Raw genomic sequence first — 16,816 nt, 5'->3', positions numbered from 1 at the left:
ACAGGCTGTTCCCAAGGCCACCGATCCACTGTCCAGGGGCCGTCGGGTGCGGGGGTGCGGGACCGTAGAAAACATGGGTGTTTTCTACGAGCCCCCAGGGATGGGTTTACGGCGTGTCCCGTACCCCCGCACCCGGCGGCCCTCAGACAGTGGGTTGCCAGATCAACACGCCGTCGCCCCAAAGAAAAGGCCCCGCCGAAGCGGGGCCCTTTCGTTCTCACGCGTCAGCGCGGGTTACGCGCCGTGCGCGGCCAGCTGACCCAGGCGCTGCACCGCGACCGACACGGTCGGGTAGTCCAGGGTCTTCTGCTCGGCCAGTTCGGCCAGCATCGACAGGGTGAAGCGCAGGCTGCTGTCGTCACGGCCGATCCAGGCGGCGACCTTGGCCTCCGCGCTGCCGCCCTTCATCGACAGCACCTGGGCAGCCAGGTTGCGGTGATGGGCGGCCAGCTCGTCGCGCAGCACGCCACGGGCCACGGCGTGCCAGCGGCCGTTGACCTCCAGCGCGTCGATCTGCTCGAACAGCCACGGCAGCTGCAGGGCGTCGCCCAGGCGGAAGTGGATCTTGGACACGTCCACCGGCTTGAGCTTGCGGGTGCGGGCCAGTTCGATGATGTCGAACGCCGGTTCCAGGAACTGCAGCTCCGACAGCTGCTGTGCCAGTGCCGGCGGCAGACCCTTCTCCTTCCACTCCTGCACGCTCGCCTCGTAGGCCGGGCGCTGGGAGTCCGGCAGCACGCCGGAGGCCACGCGGATGTCGTTGAACGCCGCCTGGTAACGGTTCACCGCCTCGGTGATGCCCGGCATCGCGCCGGGGCGCGACAGCAGCCAGCGCACGAACGAGCGCTGCAGCTTCCAGATGACTTCCAGCGCATCGATCTGCACCGACTCCGGCAGAGTGCCGTCGAGGGCGTCGATCTGCGCCCACAGGGCGCGCGCGTCCAGCGTTTCACGGCTGATCGTGTACGCCTTGGCAACCTCGGCAATGCTGCGGCCGGTGTCTTCCTGCATGCGCATCAGGAAGGTGGCGCCCATGCGGTTGATGGTCTGGTTGGTCACGGCCGTGGCGATGATCTCGCGCTTCAGGCGGTGACGTTCCATCGCATCGGCATACTTCTTCTGCAGCGGCGTCGGGAAGTAGCGCTGCAGTTCCTTGGACAGGTACGGATCTTCCGGAATGTCCGAATCCAGCAGCTGGGCGAACGCCACCAGCTTGGAGTAGGACAACAGCACCGACAGCTCCGGACGGGTCAGACCCTGGCCACGCGCCTTGCGTGCCGACAGCTCCGCGTCGGACGGCAGGAACTCGATCTGGCGATCGAGCAGACCCTGCTGCTCCAGCGTGCGGATGAAGTGCTGCTTGGAGCCCAGGCGCTTGACCGCCATCCGCTCCATCAGGCTCAGGGCCTGGTTCTGGCGGTAGTTGTCGTTGAGCACCAGCGCGGCCACTTCGTCGGTCATTGACGCCAGCAGCTTGTTGCGCTGTTCAACGGTCAGCTTCTTGGCCCGCACCACATCGTTGAGCAGAATCTTGATGTTGACTTCGTGGTCGGAGGTATCCACACCGGCCGAGTTGTCGATGAAGTCGGTGTTGAGCAGCACGCCGGCCTGGGCGGCTTCAATGCGGCCCAGCTGGGTCATGCCCAGGTTGCCGCCCTCGCCCACCACCTTGCAGCGCAGCTCGCCACCGTTGACGCGCAGCGCGTTGTTGGCGCGGTCGCCGACATCGCTGTGCTGCTCGCTGGCCGCCTTGACGTAGGTACCGATGCCGCCGTTCCACAGCAGGTCCACCGGCGCCTTGAGGATGGCACTCATCAGGTCGTTGGGCGACAGTGCCTTGACGTTCTCGTCCAGGCCCAGCACCTCACGCACCTGCGGGGTGATCTCGATCGACTTCAGCGTGCGCGGGAAGACGCCGCCGCCCTTGCTGATCAGCTTGGCGTCGTAGTCGGCCCAGCTGGAACGCGGCACGGTGAACATGCGCTCGCGCTCGACGAACGACGTGGCCGCATCCGGATTCGGGTCCAGGAAGATGTGGCGGTGATCGAATGCCGCGACCAGGCGGATGTGACGCGACAGCAGCATGCCGTTGCCGAACACGTCGCCGGACATGTCGCCGACGCCGACGGCGGTGAAGTCCTGGCTCTGGCTGTCACGGCCCAGCGCGCGGAAGTGGCGCTTGACCGACTCCCATGCGCCACGCGCGGTGATGCCCATGCCCTTGTGGTCGTAGCCCACCGAACCACCGGAGGCGAACGCATCGCCCATCCAGAAGCCGTGCGCCACGGCCAGGCCGTTGGCGATGTCGGAGAACGTCGCGGTGCCCTTGTCGGCCGCCACCACCAGATACGGGTCGTCCATGTCGTGGCGGACCACGTCCACCGGCGGCACGATCTTGTTGTTGACGATGTTGTCGGTGATATCCAGCAGGCCCTGGATGAACAGCTTGTAGCAGGCCACGCCGTTGGCGAAGACCGCATCGCGGTCGCCGTTCACCGGCGGCATCTTGGCGAAGAAGCCGCCCTTCGCGCCGACCGGCACGATCACGGTGTTCTTGACCATCTGCGCCTTGACCAGGCCCAGCACTTCGGTACGGAAGTCTTCGCGACGGTCCGACCAGCGCAGGCCGCCACGGGCAACCGCGCCGAAGCGCAGGTGGGTACCTTCCACGCGCGGGCCGTACACGAAGATCTCGCGGTACGGGCGCGGCTTGGGCAGGTCCGGCACCAGTGCCGAATCGAACTTGAAGCTGATGACGTGACCCGGACGGCCTTCGGCATCGGTCTGGTAGTAGCTGGTGCGCAGGGTCGCGTCGATCACGCCCATGAAGCTGCGCAGGATGCGGTCTTCATCCAGGCTGGACACGCGGTCCATCAGCTTGAGCAGCGCATCGCGCGCGGCATCCATCTGCACCTTGCGGTCGCCCTTGCGGGCGTCGACCACGGTCTTGAGCACCTTCAGGGTAGCCTCGTCGCCGCCGGCCAGCACGGTCAGGTGCGCGCGCAGCTGGGCCTGGCCCTCGGCGATTTCGTCCTTGCTCTCGTTGCCGGTGGCCGGATCGAAGCGGGCTTCGAACAGCTCCACCAGCAGGCGTGCCAGCAGCGGGTAACGGGTGAAGGTGCCTTCCACGTAGGCCTGCGAGAACGGCACGCCGGTCTGCAGCAGGTACTTGCAGTAGCCACGCAGCATGGCGACCTGGCGCCAGTGCAGGCCGGCGGCGAGCACCAGGCGGTTGAAGCCGTCGTTCTCGGCATCGCCGTGCCAGACGCGGGCGAAGGTTTCACCGAAAGCGGCATCGACGCTAGATGCGTCGATCGCACCGGCCACCGATTCCACTTCGAAGTCCTGCACGTACACCGGGGCGTTGTCGACCGTCAGACGGTACGGACGCTCGGCGATCACGCGCAGGCCCATGTTCTCCATCATCGGCAGCGCATCGGACAGCGGAATGTCGTCCAGCTGGCGATACAGCTTCAGGCGCAGCCCGTCGCCGCCATCGCGCTGCACGGCCTGCAGGCTCAGGCGCAGGTCGTCCGGGCCGGTCAACGCGTCAAGCTGGCTGACGTCGTTGGCGGCGATCTCGGTGCTCGAGTCTTCGATGTAGCCGGCCGGCAGCGCCTTGCCGATGCGGGCGGCAATGCGCAGGCCTTCGCTTTCGCCGTGGCGCGCCACCAGCGCTTCGCGCAGGTCGTCCTGCCAGTTGCGCAGCACCTGGGCCAGCTTCTGCTCCAGCGCGCTGGTGTCCACTTCCAGGGTCTGGCCGGCCTTCGGACGCACGATCAGGTGCACCTGGGCCAGAGGCGACTCACCGAGGACCACCGAGCTGTCCACGTACTCGCCCTGCAGGGCGTCCTTGAGCATCGCCTCGATGCGCAGGCGCACGTCGGTGTTGAAGCGTTCGCGCGGCAGGTACACCAGCGCGGAGATGAAACGGCTGTACTTGTCGCGGCGCAGGAACAGGCGGCTGCGCACGCGCTCCTGCAGGCCCAGCACGCCCATCGCGGTGCGGAACAGTTCGTCCTCGCTGGACTGGAACAGTTCTTCGCGGGGCAGCGTCTCCAGGATGTGGCGCAGCGCCTTGCCGCTGTGGCTGGCCGGCGCCAGGCCGGACTGCGTCATCACATACTCATGGCGCTGGCGCACCAGCGGGATTTCCCACGGGCGGCGGTTGTAGGCGCTGGAGGTGAACAGGCCAAGGAAGCGCTGTTCGCCGATGATCTTGCCCTTGGCGTCGAATTCCAGCACGCCGATGTAATCCATGTAGCCGGAGCGATGCACGCGCGAACGGGCATTGGTCTTGGTCAGGATCAGCGCGTCCTTCAGCCCGGTGGTGGCGTTGAGGCCCTGCGCGGCCAGCGTCTTGACCGGACGGGCGGCGGACTTGTCCTTGCCGCGCATCAGGCCCAGGCCGGTATCGTTGAGCGGTGCGAGGACCTCTTCCTTGCCCTGCTTCTCGACGCGGTATTCGCGGTAGCCGAAGAAGGTGAAGTGGTTCTCGGCCGCCCAGCGCAGGAATTCCTGGGCTTCGGCGCGCGAGGCGGCGTCGACCGGCAGCTGGCGGGTACCCAGGTCGTCGGCCAGGGCCAGCGCCTTGGTGCGCATGGCATCCCAGTCGCGGACGATGGCACGCACCTCGTCCAGCGCCTTGATGATGGCCTGCTCGACATCGCTCATGGCGTCGGCCGGCTGGCGGTCGATCTCCAGCAGCATCACCGACTCGGCGGTGCCATCGCTGACCGCGGTGAGCTTGCCGGCCTTGTCGCGGGCGAAGCGGATCACCGGATGGCCCAGCACATGCACGCCGATGCCGTGCTCGGCCAGCGACATCGTCACCGTGTCGACCAGGAACGGCATGTCGTCATTGACGATCTGCAGCACGGTGTGCGCCGACTCCCAGCCATTGGCCTTCAGGGTCGGGTTGAACACGCGCACGTTGGCCTTGCCCGGCTTGCGGACGCGGGCGAATTCCAGCGTGTCCGCTGCCAGTGCGGCCCACTCCTCAGCGGTGTGGTGCGGGAACTCGTCCGCCTCCATGCGCTTGTAGAAGTCGGCGGCAAAAGCCACTGCCTCGGCCTGCCCGGCCGACGGGTAGCGCTTGCGCAAGGCCGTGTACACCGGCTCCAGCGAGAAGCCCACTGGCGAAACAGTCTGCGTATCGGCTGGTTTGGATTTGTTTTTCACGGTCTTGGCTGCTGGTTTTTGCGGTTTCATGGCAGAGCGGTGCGTGTTGCTCAGTTGGGAAAATGAAATTGTAGGCCTACCGCACAGAAATACCTTGCTGCAGGACGGAATAAGGCAATTCGGGTTGGGTGGCGTTTACATCGCGCCGGTCGATCCGCACGCGTACGGAGGCACGCGGCGGAGCGCCACGCAACGCAGCATCGGCCACATGTGTGGCAACTTGACGTGCGGCATCCAACCGCGCGCGAATACAAGGCTTCTCCAATTCTGAACTGGACGGTATAGTCCACCGCGTGAATCCCCCACACCCCGCCGCCAGCCCCCTGGATGCGCGCGACCAGCGCGTGTTCGATGCCGTGCGCGACCTGTTCGCCACCCAGGGCATGCAGATCAGCATGGACGCGGTGGCCCAGCATGCGGGCTGCTCCAAGCAGACCCTCTACAGCCGCTATGGCAGCAAGCAGGAATTGTTGCGCCGGGTGATGCAACGGCATGTCAGCCGCGCCACCGCCGGGCTGCACAGCCTGGACCAGGGCGACCTGCGCGGCAGCCTGCTGCAGTTCGCCAGCGACTACCTTGAGCACACCCACCAGCCGCACGTGGCCCAGGCCCGCCGGCTGATCGCCGCCGAGTCGGCCCGGTTTCCGGAGGAGGCCGGGGCCCTGTATCGCGATGGTGCGGGGGCGCTGCACCTTCACGTGGCTGAATGGATACAGGCGCGCAGCGCCCTCGGCCAGCTCAGGCATGACGACCCGCACTTCATGGCCGAACTGCTACTAAGCATGATCGCCGGCCTGGACGTCGAGAAGCAGCGTTTCCATACCCCCCACCGCGTCGACGCCGCCGAGCGCCGTCGCTGGGCAGAATTCTCCGTCGACAGCTTCCTGCGCGCGTTCGCCGTGCCGGAAACCGCCACGGCTCCGTATTCAAACCAACACCGGAGTTTCTCCTGATGATCGCCCCACTCCGCACCCTTGCCCTGACGTGCGCAGTCGCTGTCGCACTGACCGCCTGCAAGAAGCCAGAGCAGCAGATGCCCCCGCCGCCGGAAGTGGGCGTGATCGATGCCAAGCCGCAGACGCTGCCGCTGCAGCGTGAGCTGGTCGGCCGCCTGTCGCCGTACCGCAGCGCCGATGTCCGCGCCCGCGTGCCCGGCGTGCTGCTCAAGCGCGTCTACCAGGAAGGCGCCGACGTCAAGCAGGGCCAGGTGCTGTTCCTGATCGACCCGGCTCCGCTGCGCGCCTCGTTGAACGCCTCGCAGGCCGAGCTGGCCTCGGCGCAGGCTACGTACGCCAACGCCAAAGCCGCCGCCAACCGCGCCCGCTCGCTGGCCCCGCAGAAGTTCGTGTCGCGCTCGGACCTGGACTCGGCCGAAGCGGCCGAACGCACCGCCGCCGCCGCCGTACAGCAGGCCCAGGCCGCCCTGACCAGCGCGAAGATCAACCTCGGCTACGCCGAAGTGACCGCACCGATCAGCGGCCGCGCCGGCAAGCAGCAGGTCACCGAAGGCGCGCTGGTCGGCCAGGGCGACGTGACCCTGCTGACCACCGTGGACCAGCTCGACCCGCTCTATGTGAACTTCTCGATGAGCGTGGACGAGCTCACCCAGATGCGTGCGGCGCAGGCCAAGGGCCAGCTGGCCCTGAGCGGCGATGGCAAATCGACCGTGCAGGTCAAGCTCGCCGACGGCACCGTCTATGACCAGCCGGGCACGCTGGACTTCTCCTCGACCACCGTCGACCCGGCCACCGGCGCGGTGTCGCTGCGCGCGGTCCTGCCCAACCCGCAGCAGATTCTGCTGCCGGGCGCCTTCGTCAGCTTCCAGGCCACCCTGGGCGAGCGCAACAACGCGTTCCTGGTGCCGCTGCAGGCCCTGCAGCGCGATACCACCGGCGGCTACGTGCTGGTGGTGGGCAAGGACGGCAAGGTCGCCCGCAAGAACGTCAAGAGCGAAGGCCAGCAGGGCGGCAACTGGCTGGTCAGCGGCGGTCTGGAAGCCGGTGACAAGGTGATCGTTGCCGGCGTGCAGAAGGTCAAGGAAGGCGCGCCCGCCACGGCCAAGCCGTGGGATCCGGCCAGCGCCAACGCCAATGGCCAAGCCCCGGCTGCTGCCGGTGCCGCACCGGCGGCGGCCAAGCCCGATGCTGCCGCCCCGCCGGCCGATGCGCCCGCCGACAAGGCCGACGCGGCCCCTGCCGCCGAACCGAACAAGCAATAACGGGAACCGTCCGTCATGCCTAAATTTTTCATTGAACACCCGGTATTCGCCTGGGTGGTCGCGATCCTGATCTCGCTCTCGGGCGTGATCTCGATCCTCGGTCTGGGCGTGGAGTCCTACCCGAGCATCGCACCGCCCCAGGTGACGGTGAGCGCCACCTACCCCGGCGCCAGCGCCGACACCACCGAAAAATCGGTCACCCAGGTGATCGAGCAGCAGCTGACCGGTATCGACCACCTGCTGTATTTCAGCTCGTCCTCGGCCTCCAATGGCCGTGCCTCGATCACCCTGACCTTCGAGACCGGCACCGATCCGGACATCGCCCAGGTGCAGGTGCAGAACAAGGTGTCGCTGGCCACCCCGCGCCTGCCCACCGAAGTGACCCAGCAGGGCGTGGTGGTGGCCAAGGCCAACGCAGGCTTCCTGATGGTGGTCGCCCTGCAGTCGGACAGCGCCTCGATCGACCGTGACGCGCTCAACGACATCGTCGGTTCGCGTGTGCTCGACCAGATCTCGCGCATTCCCGGCGTCGGCAGCACCCAGCAGTTCGGTTCCGAGTACGCCATGAACATCTGGCTCAATCCGGAGAAGATGCAGGGCTATGGCCTGTCGGCCACCCAGGTGCTGGCCGCGATCAAGGACCAGAACGTGCAGTTCGCGGCTGGTTCGCTGGGCTCGGATCCGTCGCCGGAAGGCCACTACTTCACGGCCACCGTGTCGGCCGAAGGCCGCTTCAGCTCGCCCGACGAGTTCGAGAACATCATCCTGCGCGCCAATACCGACGGTTCGCGGGTGATGCTCAAGGACGTGGCCCGGATCGCCTTCGGCGCCAACAACTACGGCTTTGATACCCAGTACAACGGCAAGCCGACCGGTGCTTTCGCGATCCAGCTGCTGCCTGGCGCCAATGCCCTGAACGTGGCCAACGCGGTCACCGCCAAGATGGATGAGCTGTCCCCCAGCTTCCCGGCGGGCGTGAGCTGGTTCTCGCCGTACGACAGCACCACCTTCGTCAAGATCTCGATCGAGGAAGTGGTCAAGACCCTGATCGAAGCAGTGGCACTGGTGTTCCTGGTGATGCTGATCTTCCTGCAGAACTTCCGTGCCACGCTGATCCCGACCCTGGTCATTCCGGTGGCCCTGCTCGGCACCTTCCTGGGCATGAGCATCATCGGCTTCACCATCAACCAGCTGACCCTGTTTGCGATGGTGCTGGCGATCGGCATCGTGGTCGATGACGCCATCGTGGTCATCGAGAACGTCGAGCGCATCATGACCGAGGAGAAGCTGCCGCCCAAGGCCGCCACCCAGAAGGCCATGACCCAGATCACCGGCGCGGTGGTGGCCATCACCGTGGTGCTGGCGGCGGTGTTCATTCCGTCGGCCCTGCAGGGCGGTGCGGCCGGTGAGATCTACAAGCAGTTCGCGCTGACCATCGCCATCGCGATGGGCTTCTCCGCGTTCCTGGCGCTGGGCTTCACCCCGGCCCTGTGCGCGACCTTCCTCAAGCCGACCCACAGCGACAAGCCGAACATCGTCTACCGCACGTTCAACAAGTACTACGACCGGATCAGTGGCACCTACGTGGGCCACATCACCTCGGCGGTACGCCATGCGCCGCGCTGGATGATCCTGTTCGTGGTTCTGACCGTGCTGTGCGGCTTCCTGTTCACGCGCATGCCGGGCAGCTTCCTGCCCGAGGAAGACCAGGGCTACGCGCTGGCGATCGTGCAGCTGCCGCCGGGTTCGACCAAGGCCCAGACCAACCAGGCCTTCGCGCAGATGCGTGGCGTGCTCAAGGACCAGGAAGGGTTCGAGGGCATGCTGCAGGTGGCCGGTTTCAGCTTCGTCGGTTCCGGCGAAAACGTCGGCATGGGCTTCATCCGCCTCAAGCCGTGGGACGAGCGCAAGGTCACCGTGCCCGAGTTCATCCAGAACATGAACGGCGCCTTCTACGGCATCAAGGAGGCACAGATCTTCGTGGTCAACCTGCCCACCGTGCAGGGTCTGGGCCAGTTCGGCGGCTTTGACATGTGGCTGCAGGATCGCGGTGGTGCGGGCTATGAGCAGCTGACGCAGGCACGCAACATCCTGCTGGGCAAGGCGGCACAGGAGAGCGACCTGCTCACCGGCGTGCGTCCCAACGGCCTGGAAAACGCCCCGCAGCTGCAGTTGCACGTGGACCGCGTGCAGGCGCAGACGATGGGCCTGTCGGTGTCGGACGTGTACAGCACCATCCAGCTGATGCTGGCCCCGGTGTACGTCAACGACTTCTTCTACGAAGGCCGCATCAAGCGCGTGACCATGCAGGCCGACGGCCCGTATCGCACCGGTGCCGAGTCGCTCAACAGCTTCTACACGCCCAGCAGCCTGCAGACCAACGCAGACGGCACCCCGGCGATGATTCCGTTGAGCACCGTGGTGAAGTCCGAGTGGATGTCCGCTCCGCCGTCGCTGAGCCGCTACAACGGCTACTCGGCGGTGAACATCGTCGGTTCGCAGGCACCCGGACGCAGCTCGGGTGAGGCGATGCAGGCGATGGAACGGATCGTCAGCGACGACCTGCCGGCGGGCTTCGGCTACGACTGGTCGGGCATGAGCTACCAGGAAATCCTGGCCGGCAACGCGGCGACCCTGCTGCTGGTGCTGTCCATCGTGGTGGTGTTCCTGTGCCTGGCCGCGCTGTATGAGAGCTGGTCGATCCCGGTGGCGGTGCTGCTGGTGGTGCCGTTGGGCGTGCTCGGCGCGCTGGCGTTCTCGCTGGCCCGTGGCCTGCCCAACGATCTTTACTTCAAGATCGGCCTGATCACCGTGATCGGTCTGGCGGCCAAGAACGCCATCCTGATCGTGGAGTTCGCGGTGGAGCAGCGTGCAGCGGGCAAGACCCTGCGCGAGGCCACCATCGAGGCCTCGCGCCTGCGCTTCCGCCCGATCCTGATGACCTCCTTCGCCTTCATCCTGGGCGTGGTGCCGATGGCCATCTCCACCGGTGCAGGCGCCAACGCCCGCCACGCCATCGGTACCGGCGTGATCGGCGGCATGGTGTTTGCCACCTTCCTAGGCCTTCTGATGATCCCGGTGTTCTTCATCGTGGTCCGCCGGATGCTGGGCGACAAGCTGGATGAGCCCTCCAGGGAGTTCGTCGAGCGCCAGAGCGAAGCCAACGCGGCCCACCGTCCGGATCGTTGATCCGGTTGATGGAACGTTGAACTGAAAAGCCCCGGAGCGATCCGGGGCTTTTTCATGGGCGCTGGTCCGTTCAGTTGCGGCCAGCCTCTTAGAGCCGGGCTCTGCCCGGCCCTACGGGCTCCGTGATTCCCTGACGGTGCCGAAAACAACCGGGGCCCACGAAGGGCCCCGGGTGTGTGCCTCGAGTGAACCGCAGCTCAGCGCAGGCCGGTCTCGTTGCGGGCGATGACCAGGCGCTGGATCTCCGAGGTACCTTCGTAGATCTCGGTGATCTTGGCATCACGGAAGTAACGCTCCAGGGGCATTTCCTTGGAGTAGCCCATGCCGCCGTGGATCTGCACCGCCTGGTGGGTGATCCACATCGCCGCTTCCGAAGCGGTCAGCTTGGCGATGGCTGCTTCATTGCTGAAGCGCTTGCCCTGGCCCTTCACCCATGCCGCGCGCAGGGTCAGCAGCAGCGCTGCGTCCAGCTTGCACTTCATGTCGGCGATCTTGGCCTGGGTCATCTGGAACGTGCCGATGGCCGCGCCGAACGCCTTGCGGTCCCTTACGTACTCCAGCGTTGCCTCGTAGGCGGCGCGGGCAATGCCGATGGCCTGCGAGGCGATGCCGATGCGGCCGGCGTCGAGCACGCCCATCGCGATCTTGAAGCCTTCGCCTTCCTTGCCCACCACGTCATCGGCAGCGGCCACATAATCCTGGAACTCGATCTCGCAGGTAGCCGACGCACGGATGCCGAGCTTCGGCTCGGTCTTGCCGCGGTGGAAGCCCGGCTTGTCGGTGTCGATCATGAACGCAGTGATGCCACGCGCGCCCTGGTCCGGGTCGGTCATGGCGAACAGCACGATGTACTTGGCCACCGGGCCGGAGGTGATCCAGCTCTTCTTGCCGTTGATGACGAAGGTGCCGTCGGCCTGTTTGACCGCGCGGCACCGCATCGCGGTGGCATCCGACCCGGACTGCGGCTCGGTCAGCGCGAACGCGCCGATGGCCTCGCCCTCGGCGATGGCGCGCACATAGGTCTGCTTCTGCGCTTCGCTGCCGTGGGTGAGGATGCCGTTGCAGAACAGCGAGTTGTTGACCGACATGATGGTCGAATGCGCGGCGTCACCGGCGGCGACCTCCACCATCGCCAGCACGTACGCGATCGGGTCCATGCCGGCGCCGCCGTATTCGGCGGGCACTTCGATGCCCATCAGGCCGTTCTCGCCGAGCAGGCGGATGTTCTCCAGCGGGAACTCGCCGGTCCGGTCGTGATGCTCCGCGCTGGGAGCGATTTTTTCCTGCGCGATGCGACGCGCGACGTCCTGCAGCATCAACTGCTCTTCAGTAAAGCTGAAATCCACAACACCCTCCCGGGAACATGGCGAAATGGGCTGCGGAATGCGCAGCCCAAGGTCGGGCGATTGTACCGAGCGACAGTGATTCCGGGCTGACTTGACCCCGCACAGGGCAAGGGACGAAAATATCTCTATATCGCGATAGGTAGATATTCATGGATCTCGAGGATTGGTCTGTCCGGCTGAAGGTGTTCGCCGACGCCACCCGCGTGCGCCTGCTGGCGCTGCTGGAACAGGAAGAACTGACCGTGGCCGAGCTGTCGGCCATCACCACGCTGGCGCAGCCACGCGTGTCCACCCACCTGGCGCGGCTCAAAGAAGCCGGGCTGGTGCGCGACCGGCGTTCCGGCGTGTCGGCATATTACCGCTTCGACGACGCCGCCTTGGACCCGGCGCAGCGCGCATTGTGGCATGCCCTGAGCACCGGCAGCGACGATCCGCTGCTGCGTCAGGATGCTGAACGCGTGGCCAGCGTTCTGGCCAGCCGCGCCGCCGACCAGAACTGGGCCGACAGCGTGGCCGGTGACATGGAGCGCCACTATTCCCCCGGGCGTACCTGGGAGGCGCTGGCGCGCACCGCGCTGCCGCTGCTGGAAACCGGCGATGTGCTCGACATCGCCTCCGGCGACGGCGTGCTGGCCGAACTGGTGGCCCCGCACGCCAAGCGCTATGTCTGCATCGACACCAGTGCGCGCGTGGTGGCCGCGGCCAGCGAACGCCTGCGCCGGCTGGCCAACGTGGAGGTGCGCGAGGGCGACATGCACGCCCTGCCCTTCAAGGACCGCACGTTTGATCTGGTGGTGCTGATGCACGCGCTGACCTATGCCGCCAAACCGGCCCAGGCCGTGGCCGAGGGCGCGCGCGTCCTGCGCTCCGGCGGCCGCCTGCTGCTGTGCAGTCTGGCGCGGCATGAGCACCGGGCCGCAGTGGATGCCTACGGCCACGTCAACCTGGGTTTCAGCGACAAGGAACTGCGCAGATTCGTGGAGAAGGCCGGACTGGTCGTCTCCAGCCTGGAAACGGTGACCCGCGAGAAGCGCCCGCCGCATTTCGAAGTCATCTCGCTGATCGCCAGCAAACCCTGAGCCCCCTCGATGTCTTCCCTGCCCTGGCTGTATCCCGACCGTGTGCACGCGCTTGAACAGGCGCTGGCGCAGCGCATCCTGATCATCGATGGCGCAATGGGCACGATGATCCAGCGCCACGGGCTGGACGAAGACGACTACCGCGGCGAACGCTTCGCCGCAGGCTACGACCACCTGCACGGGGCCGGCTGCGCGCATGGCGAGGCGACGCCGCAGGGCCACGACCTGAAAGGCAACAACGACCTCCTGCTGCTGACCCGGCCCGAGGTCATCGCCGGTATCCACACCGCCTACCTGGAAGCCGGCGCCGACCTGGTCGAAACAAATACGTTCAACGCAACCGCGATCAGCCAGGCCGACTACCACCTGGAGCATCTGGTCTACGAACTCAACAAGGCCGGCGCGCAGGTCGCCCGCGCATGCTGCGACGCGGTGGCCGCCACCACGCCGGGCAAGCCGCGCTTCGTGATCGGCGTGCTCGGCCCGACCAGCCGCACCGCCTCGATCAGCCCGGACGTCAACGATCCCGGGTTCCGCAACACCAGCTTCGATGCCCTGCGCGAGACCTACCGCGACGCCATCGAGGGCCTCATCGACGGCGGCGCCGATACCCTCATGGTGGAGACGATCTTCGACACCCTCAACGCCAAGGCGGCGCTGTACGCGATCGAAGAAGTGTTCGATGCCCGCGGCGGGCGGCTGCCGATCATGATTTCGGGCACCATCACCGATGCCTCCGGGCGCACCCTGTCCGGGCAGACCGCCGAAGCCTTCTACGCCTCGGTGGCGCACAGCCGCCCGTTGTCGGTCGGGCTGAACTGCGCGCTCGGCGCCAGCGACATGCGCCCGCACGTGGAGACCCTTGCCACCGTGGCCGACTGCCTGATCAGCGCGCATCCCAACGCCGGGCTGCCCAATGCCTTCGGCGAGTACGACGAAACTCCCGAGGAAATGGCCACCACCCTGCGCGAGTTCGCCAGTGCCGGGCTGCTCAACCTCGTCGGCGGATGCTGCGGCACCTCGCCGGCGCACATCCGGGCGATCGCCGAGGCCGTGGCCGACCTGCCGCCGCGTGCACGCCCATGACCGCATCCCCCTGCACGCGCCTGTCCGGCCTGGAGCCGCTGGTCATCACCCCGGACCTGCTGTTCGTCAACATCGGCGAGCGCACCAACGTCACCGGCAGCGCGCAGTTCCGCAAGCTGGTCAAGGAAGAGCGCTACGAGGAAGCGGTGGACGTGGCGCGCCAGCAGGTCGCCAACGGCGCGCAGATCCTCGACGTCAACATGGACGAAGGCCTGATCGATTCCGAGAAGGCGATGACGCGCTATCTCAACCTGATCATGTCCGAGCCGGACATCGCCCGCATTCCGGTGATGGTCGACTCCTCCAAGTGGAGCGTGATCGAGGCCGGGCTGAAGTGCCTGCAGGGCAAGAGCGTGGTCAACTCGATCTCGCTCAAGGAAGGCCAGGCGCAGTTCGTGGAGCACGCGCGCAAGGTGCTGCGCTACGGCGCCGCCGCCGTGGTGATGGCCTTCGACGAGGACGGCCAGGCCGATACCTGCGCGCGCAAGGTCGAGATCTGCACGCGCGCCTACCGCATCCTGGTGGATGAGGTCGGCTTCCCGCCGCAGGACATCATCTTCGATCCGAACATCTTCGCCGTCGCCACCGGCATCGAAGAGCACGACAACTATGCGGTCGACTTCATCGAAGCCACCCGCATCATCAAGCGCACGCTGCCGCACTGCCATGTGTCCGGCGGCGTGTCCAACGTGTCGTTCTCCTTCCGCGGCAACGAAACGGTCCGGCAGGCGATCCACTCGGTGTTCCTGTACCACGCGATCGCGGCGGGCATGGACATGGGCATCGTCAACGCCGGTGCCATGCCGATCTACGACGAGCTGGACCCGGAACTGCGCGAACGCGTCGAGGACGTGATCCTCAACCGCCGCCGCGATGGCACCGAACGCCTGCTGGAGATCGCCGAGCGCTACAAGGGCAGGAAGGGCGAGGTCAAGGGTGAAGACCTGGCCTGGCGCACCAAGCCGATCGATGCCCGCCTGGCGCACGCGCTGGTGCATGGTCTGGATGCGTGGGTGGAAGCCGATACCGAAGAAGCGCGGCTCCGCTCCAGCCGCCCGCTGGACGTGATCGAAGGGCCGCTGATGGACGGCATGAATGTGGTCGGCGACCTGTTCGGTGCCGGCAAGATGTTCCTGCCGCAGGTGGTCAAGTCCGCACGCGTGATGAAGAAGGCGGTGGCCTACCTGCTGCCTTTCATCGAGGCCGAGAAGGCGCGCAGTGGCGACACCGCCAGGAGCAACGGCAAGATCATCATGGCCACGGTCAAGGGAGATGTGCACGACATCGGCAAGAACATCGTCGGCGTGGTCCTGGCCTGCAACAATTTCGAGGTGATCGACCTGGGCGTGATGGTGCCCGCGCAGAAGATTCTCGACGCCGCCCGCGCCGAGAACGCCGACATCATCGGGCTGTCCGGGCTGATCACCCCTTCGCTGGAAGAGATGAGCCACGTGGCGCGCGAAATGGAGCGACAGGGCTTCACCCTGCCGCTGATGATCGGTGGCGCCACCACCTCTCGCGCGCACACCGCACTGAAGATCGACCCGCACTACAACGCGCCCACGGTGTGGGTGAAGGATGCCTCGCGCGCGGTCGGCGTGGCCCAGTCGCTGATCTCCAGCGAACTGCGCGACGCCTTCGTGGCCGCCAACGAGGCCGACTACGCCGACATCCGCCAGCGCCATCGCAACCGCGGCGACGCCAAGCGGCTGGTGACCCTGGCCAAGGCGCGTGCGCAGCGCTTCGACGGCGGCTGGGCGACCTACGTGCCGCCTGCGCCGCGCCGGCCCGGCCTGCACGTGCTCGACGACTACCCGCTCGCCGACCTGGTCGAGGTGATCGACTGGACGCCGTTCTTCCAGGCCTGGGAACTGGCGGGCAAGTTCCCGGCGATCCTCACCGACGAGATCGTCGGCACCCAGGCCAGCGAGCTCTACCGCGATGCCCGCGCGATGCTGGACCGCATCGTCGGCGAGAAGTGGCTGACCGCCAAGGCCGTGTTCGGGCTTTGGCCGGCCAACAGCGTCGGCGACGACGTGCACCTGACCACCGACGACGGACCGGCGGTGCTGCACTTCCTGCGCCAGCAGGTGGACAAGCCGGTGGAACGGCCGGACTTCTGCCTGGCCGATTTCATCGCGCCGGCCGACAGCGGCAGACAGGACTGGATCGGCGCGTTCGCCGTCACCGCCGGGATCGGCATCGACCCGCACGTGGCCCGTTTCGAGGCCGACCACGACGATTACAACGCGATCCTGCTCAAGGCGCTGGCCGACCGTCTCGCCGAGGCGCTGGCCGAGCGCCTGCACCAGCACGTGCGCACCGACTACTGGGGCTACCAACCGGAAGAGCAGCTGGACAACGAGGCGTTGATCGCCGAGAAGTACAGCGGCATCCGCCCCGCCCCCGGCTACCCGGCCTGCCCCGAGCACAGCGAAAAGGCCACGCTGTTCCGGCTGCTGGACGCCGGGCGACATGCCGACATGCAGCTCACCGAGAGCTTCGCCATGCTGCCGACCGCGGCGGTGTCGGGCTACTACTTCAGCCATCCGCAGAGCCAGTACTTCGTGGTCGGGCGGGTGAGCCGCGAACAGGTGGTCGACTACGCCAGGCGCAAAGGCGTGGACCGCGCGCAGGCCGAGCGCTGGCTGGCTTCGAATCTGGACTACGATCCGGAGTGAGCACCGCCACGTCGACGATGCAGTTGTCCAACAGAC

At 66.7% G+C, this 16,816-nt stretch carries 7 protein-coding genes and 1 pseudogene; 6 read left to right on the top strand and 2 right to left on the bottom strand.

Going from position 1 to position 16,816, the window contains the following annotated elements:
• Nucleotides 1–234: 234 nt before the first annotated feature.
• A pseudogene (locus tag GDJ08_RS17650) lies at nt 235–5,130 on the bottom strand (NAD-glutamate dehydrogenase); the annotation flags it as partial.
• A 344-nt stretch (nt 5,131–5,474) separates the two neighbouring features.
• Between GDJ08_RS17650 and GDJ08_RS17645 the strand changes: the two are divergent.
• The 3 genes from GDJ08_RS17645 to GDJ08_RS17635 are packed head-to-tail and all read left to right on the top strand — an operon-like array spanning nt 5,475 to nt 10,588.
• Nucleotides 5,475–6,134, top strand: coding sequence for a TetR/AcrR family transcriptional regulator (locus GDJ08_RS17645; RefSeq protein WP_136003385.1), 660 nt, complete (start codon nt 5,475–5,477; stop codon nt 6,132–6,134).
• Entirely contained in the window at nt 6,134–7,399 is a 1,266-nt protein-coding gene (locus GDJ08_RS17640; RefSeq protein ID WP_136003383.1) for an efflux RND transporter periplasmic adaptor subunit, read from the top strand. Before GDJ08_RS17645 ends, GDJ08_RS17640 begins: the two co-directional genes overlap by 1 nt.
• Nucleotides 7,400–7,414: 15 nt before the next feature.
• The gene (locus GDJ08_RS17635) at nt 7,415–10,588 is read left to right on the top strand and encodes a multidrug efflux RND transporter permease subunit (protein ID WP_017356735.1); all 3,174 of its coding nucleotides are present in this window, start codon (nt 7,415–7,417) and stop codon (nt 10,586–10,588) included.
• Nucleotides 10,589–10,785: 197 nt separating this feature from the next.
• Here GDJ08_RS17635 and GDJ08_RS17630 read toward each other — a convergent pair whose 3' ends face one another.
• Nucleotides 10,786–11,934, bottom strand: a complete 1,149-nt coding sequence (locus GDJ08_RS17630) for an acyl-CoA dehydrogenase family protein (protein WP_017356734.1) — start codon at nt 11,932–11,934, stop codon at nt 10,786–10,788.
• 149 nt (nt 11,935–12,083) lie between these two features.
• Between GDJ08_RS17630 and GDJ08_RS17625 the strand changes: the two genes are divergently transcribed.
• Genes GDJ08_RS17625 through metH form a run of 3 tightly spaced genes read left to right on the top strand, consistent with a single transcriptional unit; the run spans nt 12,084 to nt 16,780 of the window.
• Nucleotides 12,084–13,013 (top strand): ArsR/SmtB family transcription factor, encoded by a 930-nt coding sequence (locus tag GDJ08_RS17625; RefSeq protein ID WP_017356733.1) that lies wholly within the window; start codon nt 12,084–12,086, stop codon nt 13,011–13,013.
• 9 nt (nt 13,014–13,022) lie between these two features.
• Nucleotides 13,023–14,099 carry a homocysteine S-methyltransferase family protein gene (locus GDJ08_RS17620; RefSeq protein WP_153165383.1) on the top strand — a complete coding sequence of 359 codons (1,077 nt, stop codon included), beginning with the start codon at nt 13,023–13,025 and terminating at the stop codon, nt 14,097–14,099.
• Nucleotides 14,096–16,780, top strand: a complete 2,685-nt coding sequence (gene metH / locus GDJ08_RS17615) for a methionine synthase (protein ID WP_017356731.1) — start codon at nt 14,096–14,098, stop codon at nt 16,778–16,780. Before GDJ08_RS17620 ends, metH begins: the two co-directional genes overlap by 4 nt.
• Nucleotides 16,781–16,816: the final 36 nt, after the last annotated feature.

This window comes from Stenotrophomonas nematodicola (genome assembly GCF_009467805.1).
Classification (GTDB): Bacteria; Pseudomonadota; Gammaproteobacteria; order Xanthomonadales; family Xanthomonadaceae; genus Stenotrophomonas; species Stenotrophomonas nematodicola.
This window is presented reverse-complemented; position numbering and strand designations above follow the sequence as displayed.

Bases quoted from the DNA above. Each gene is read 5' to 3' on its own strand.
- GDJ08_RS17640 (WP_136003383.1), top strand. From the start codon at position 6,134: ATGATCGCCCCACTCCGCACCCTTGCCCTGACGTGCGCAGTCGCTGTC.
- GDJ08_RS17635 (WP_017356735.1), top strand. From the start codon at position 7,415: ATGCCTAAATTTTTCATTGAACACCCGGTATTCGCCTGGGTGGTCGCG.
- GDJ08_RS17625 (WP_017356733.1), top strand. From the start codon at position 12,084: ATGGATCTCGAGGATTGGTCTGTCCGGCTGAAGGTGTTCGCCGACGCC.
- GDJ08_RS17620 (WP_153165383.1), top strand. From the start codon at position 13,023: ATGTCTTCCCTGCCCTGGCTGTATCCCGACCGTGTGCACGCGCTTGAA.
- metH (WP_017356731.1), top strand. From the start codon at position 14,096: ATGACCGCATCCCCCTGCACGCGCCTGTCCGGCCTGGAGCCGCTGGTC.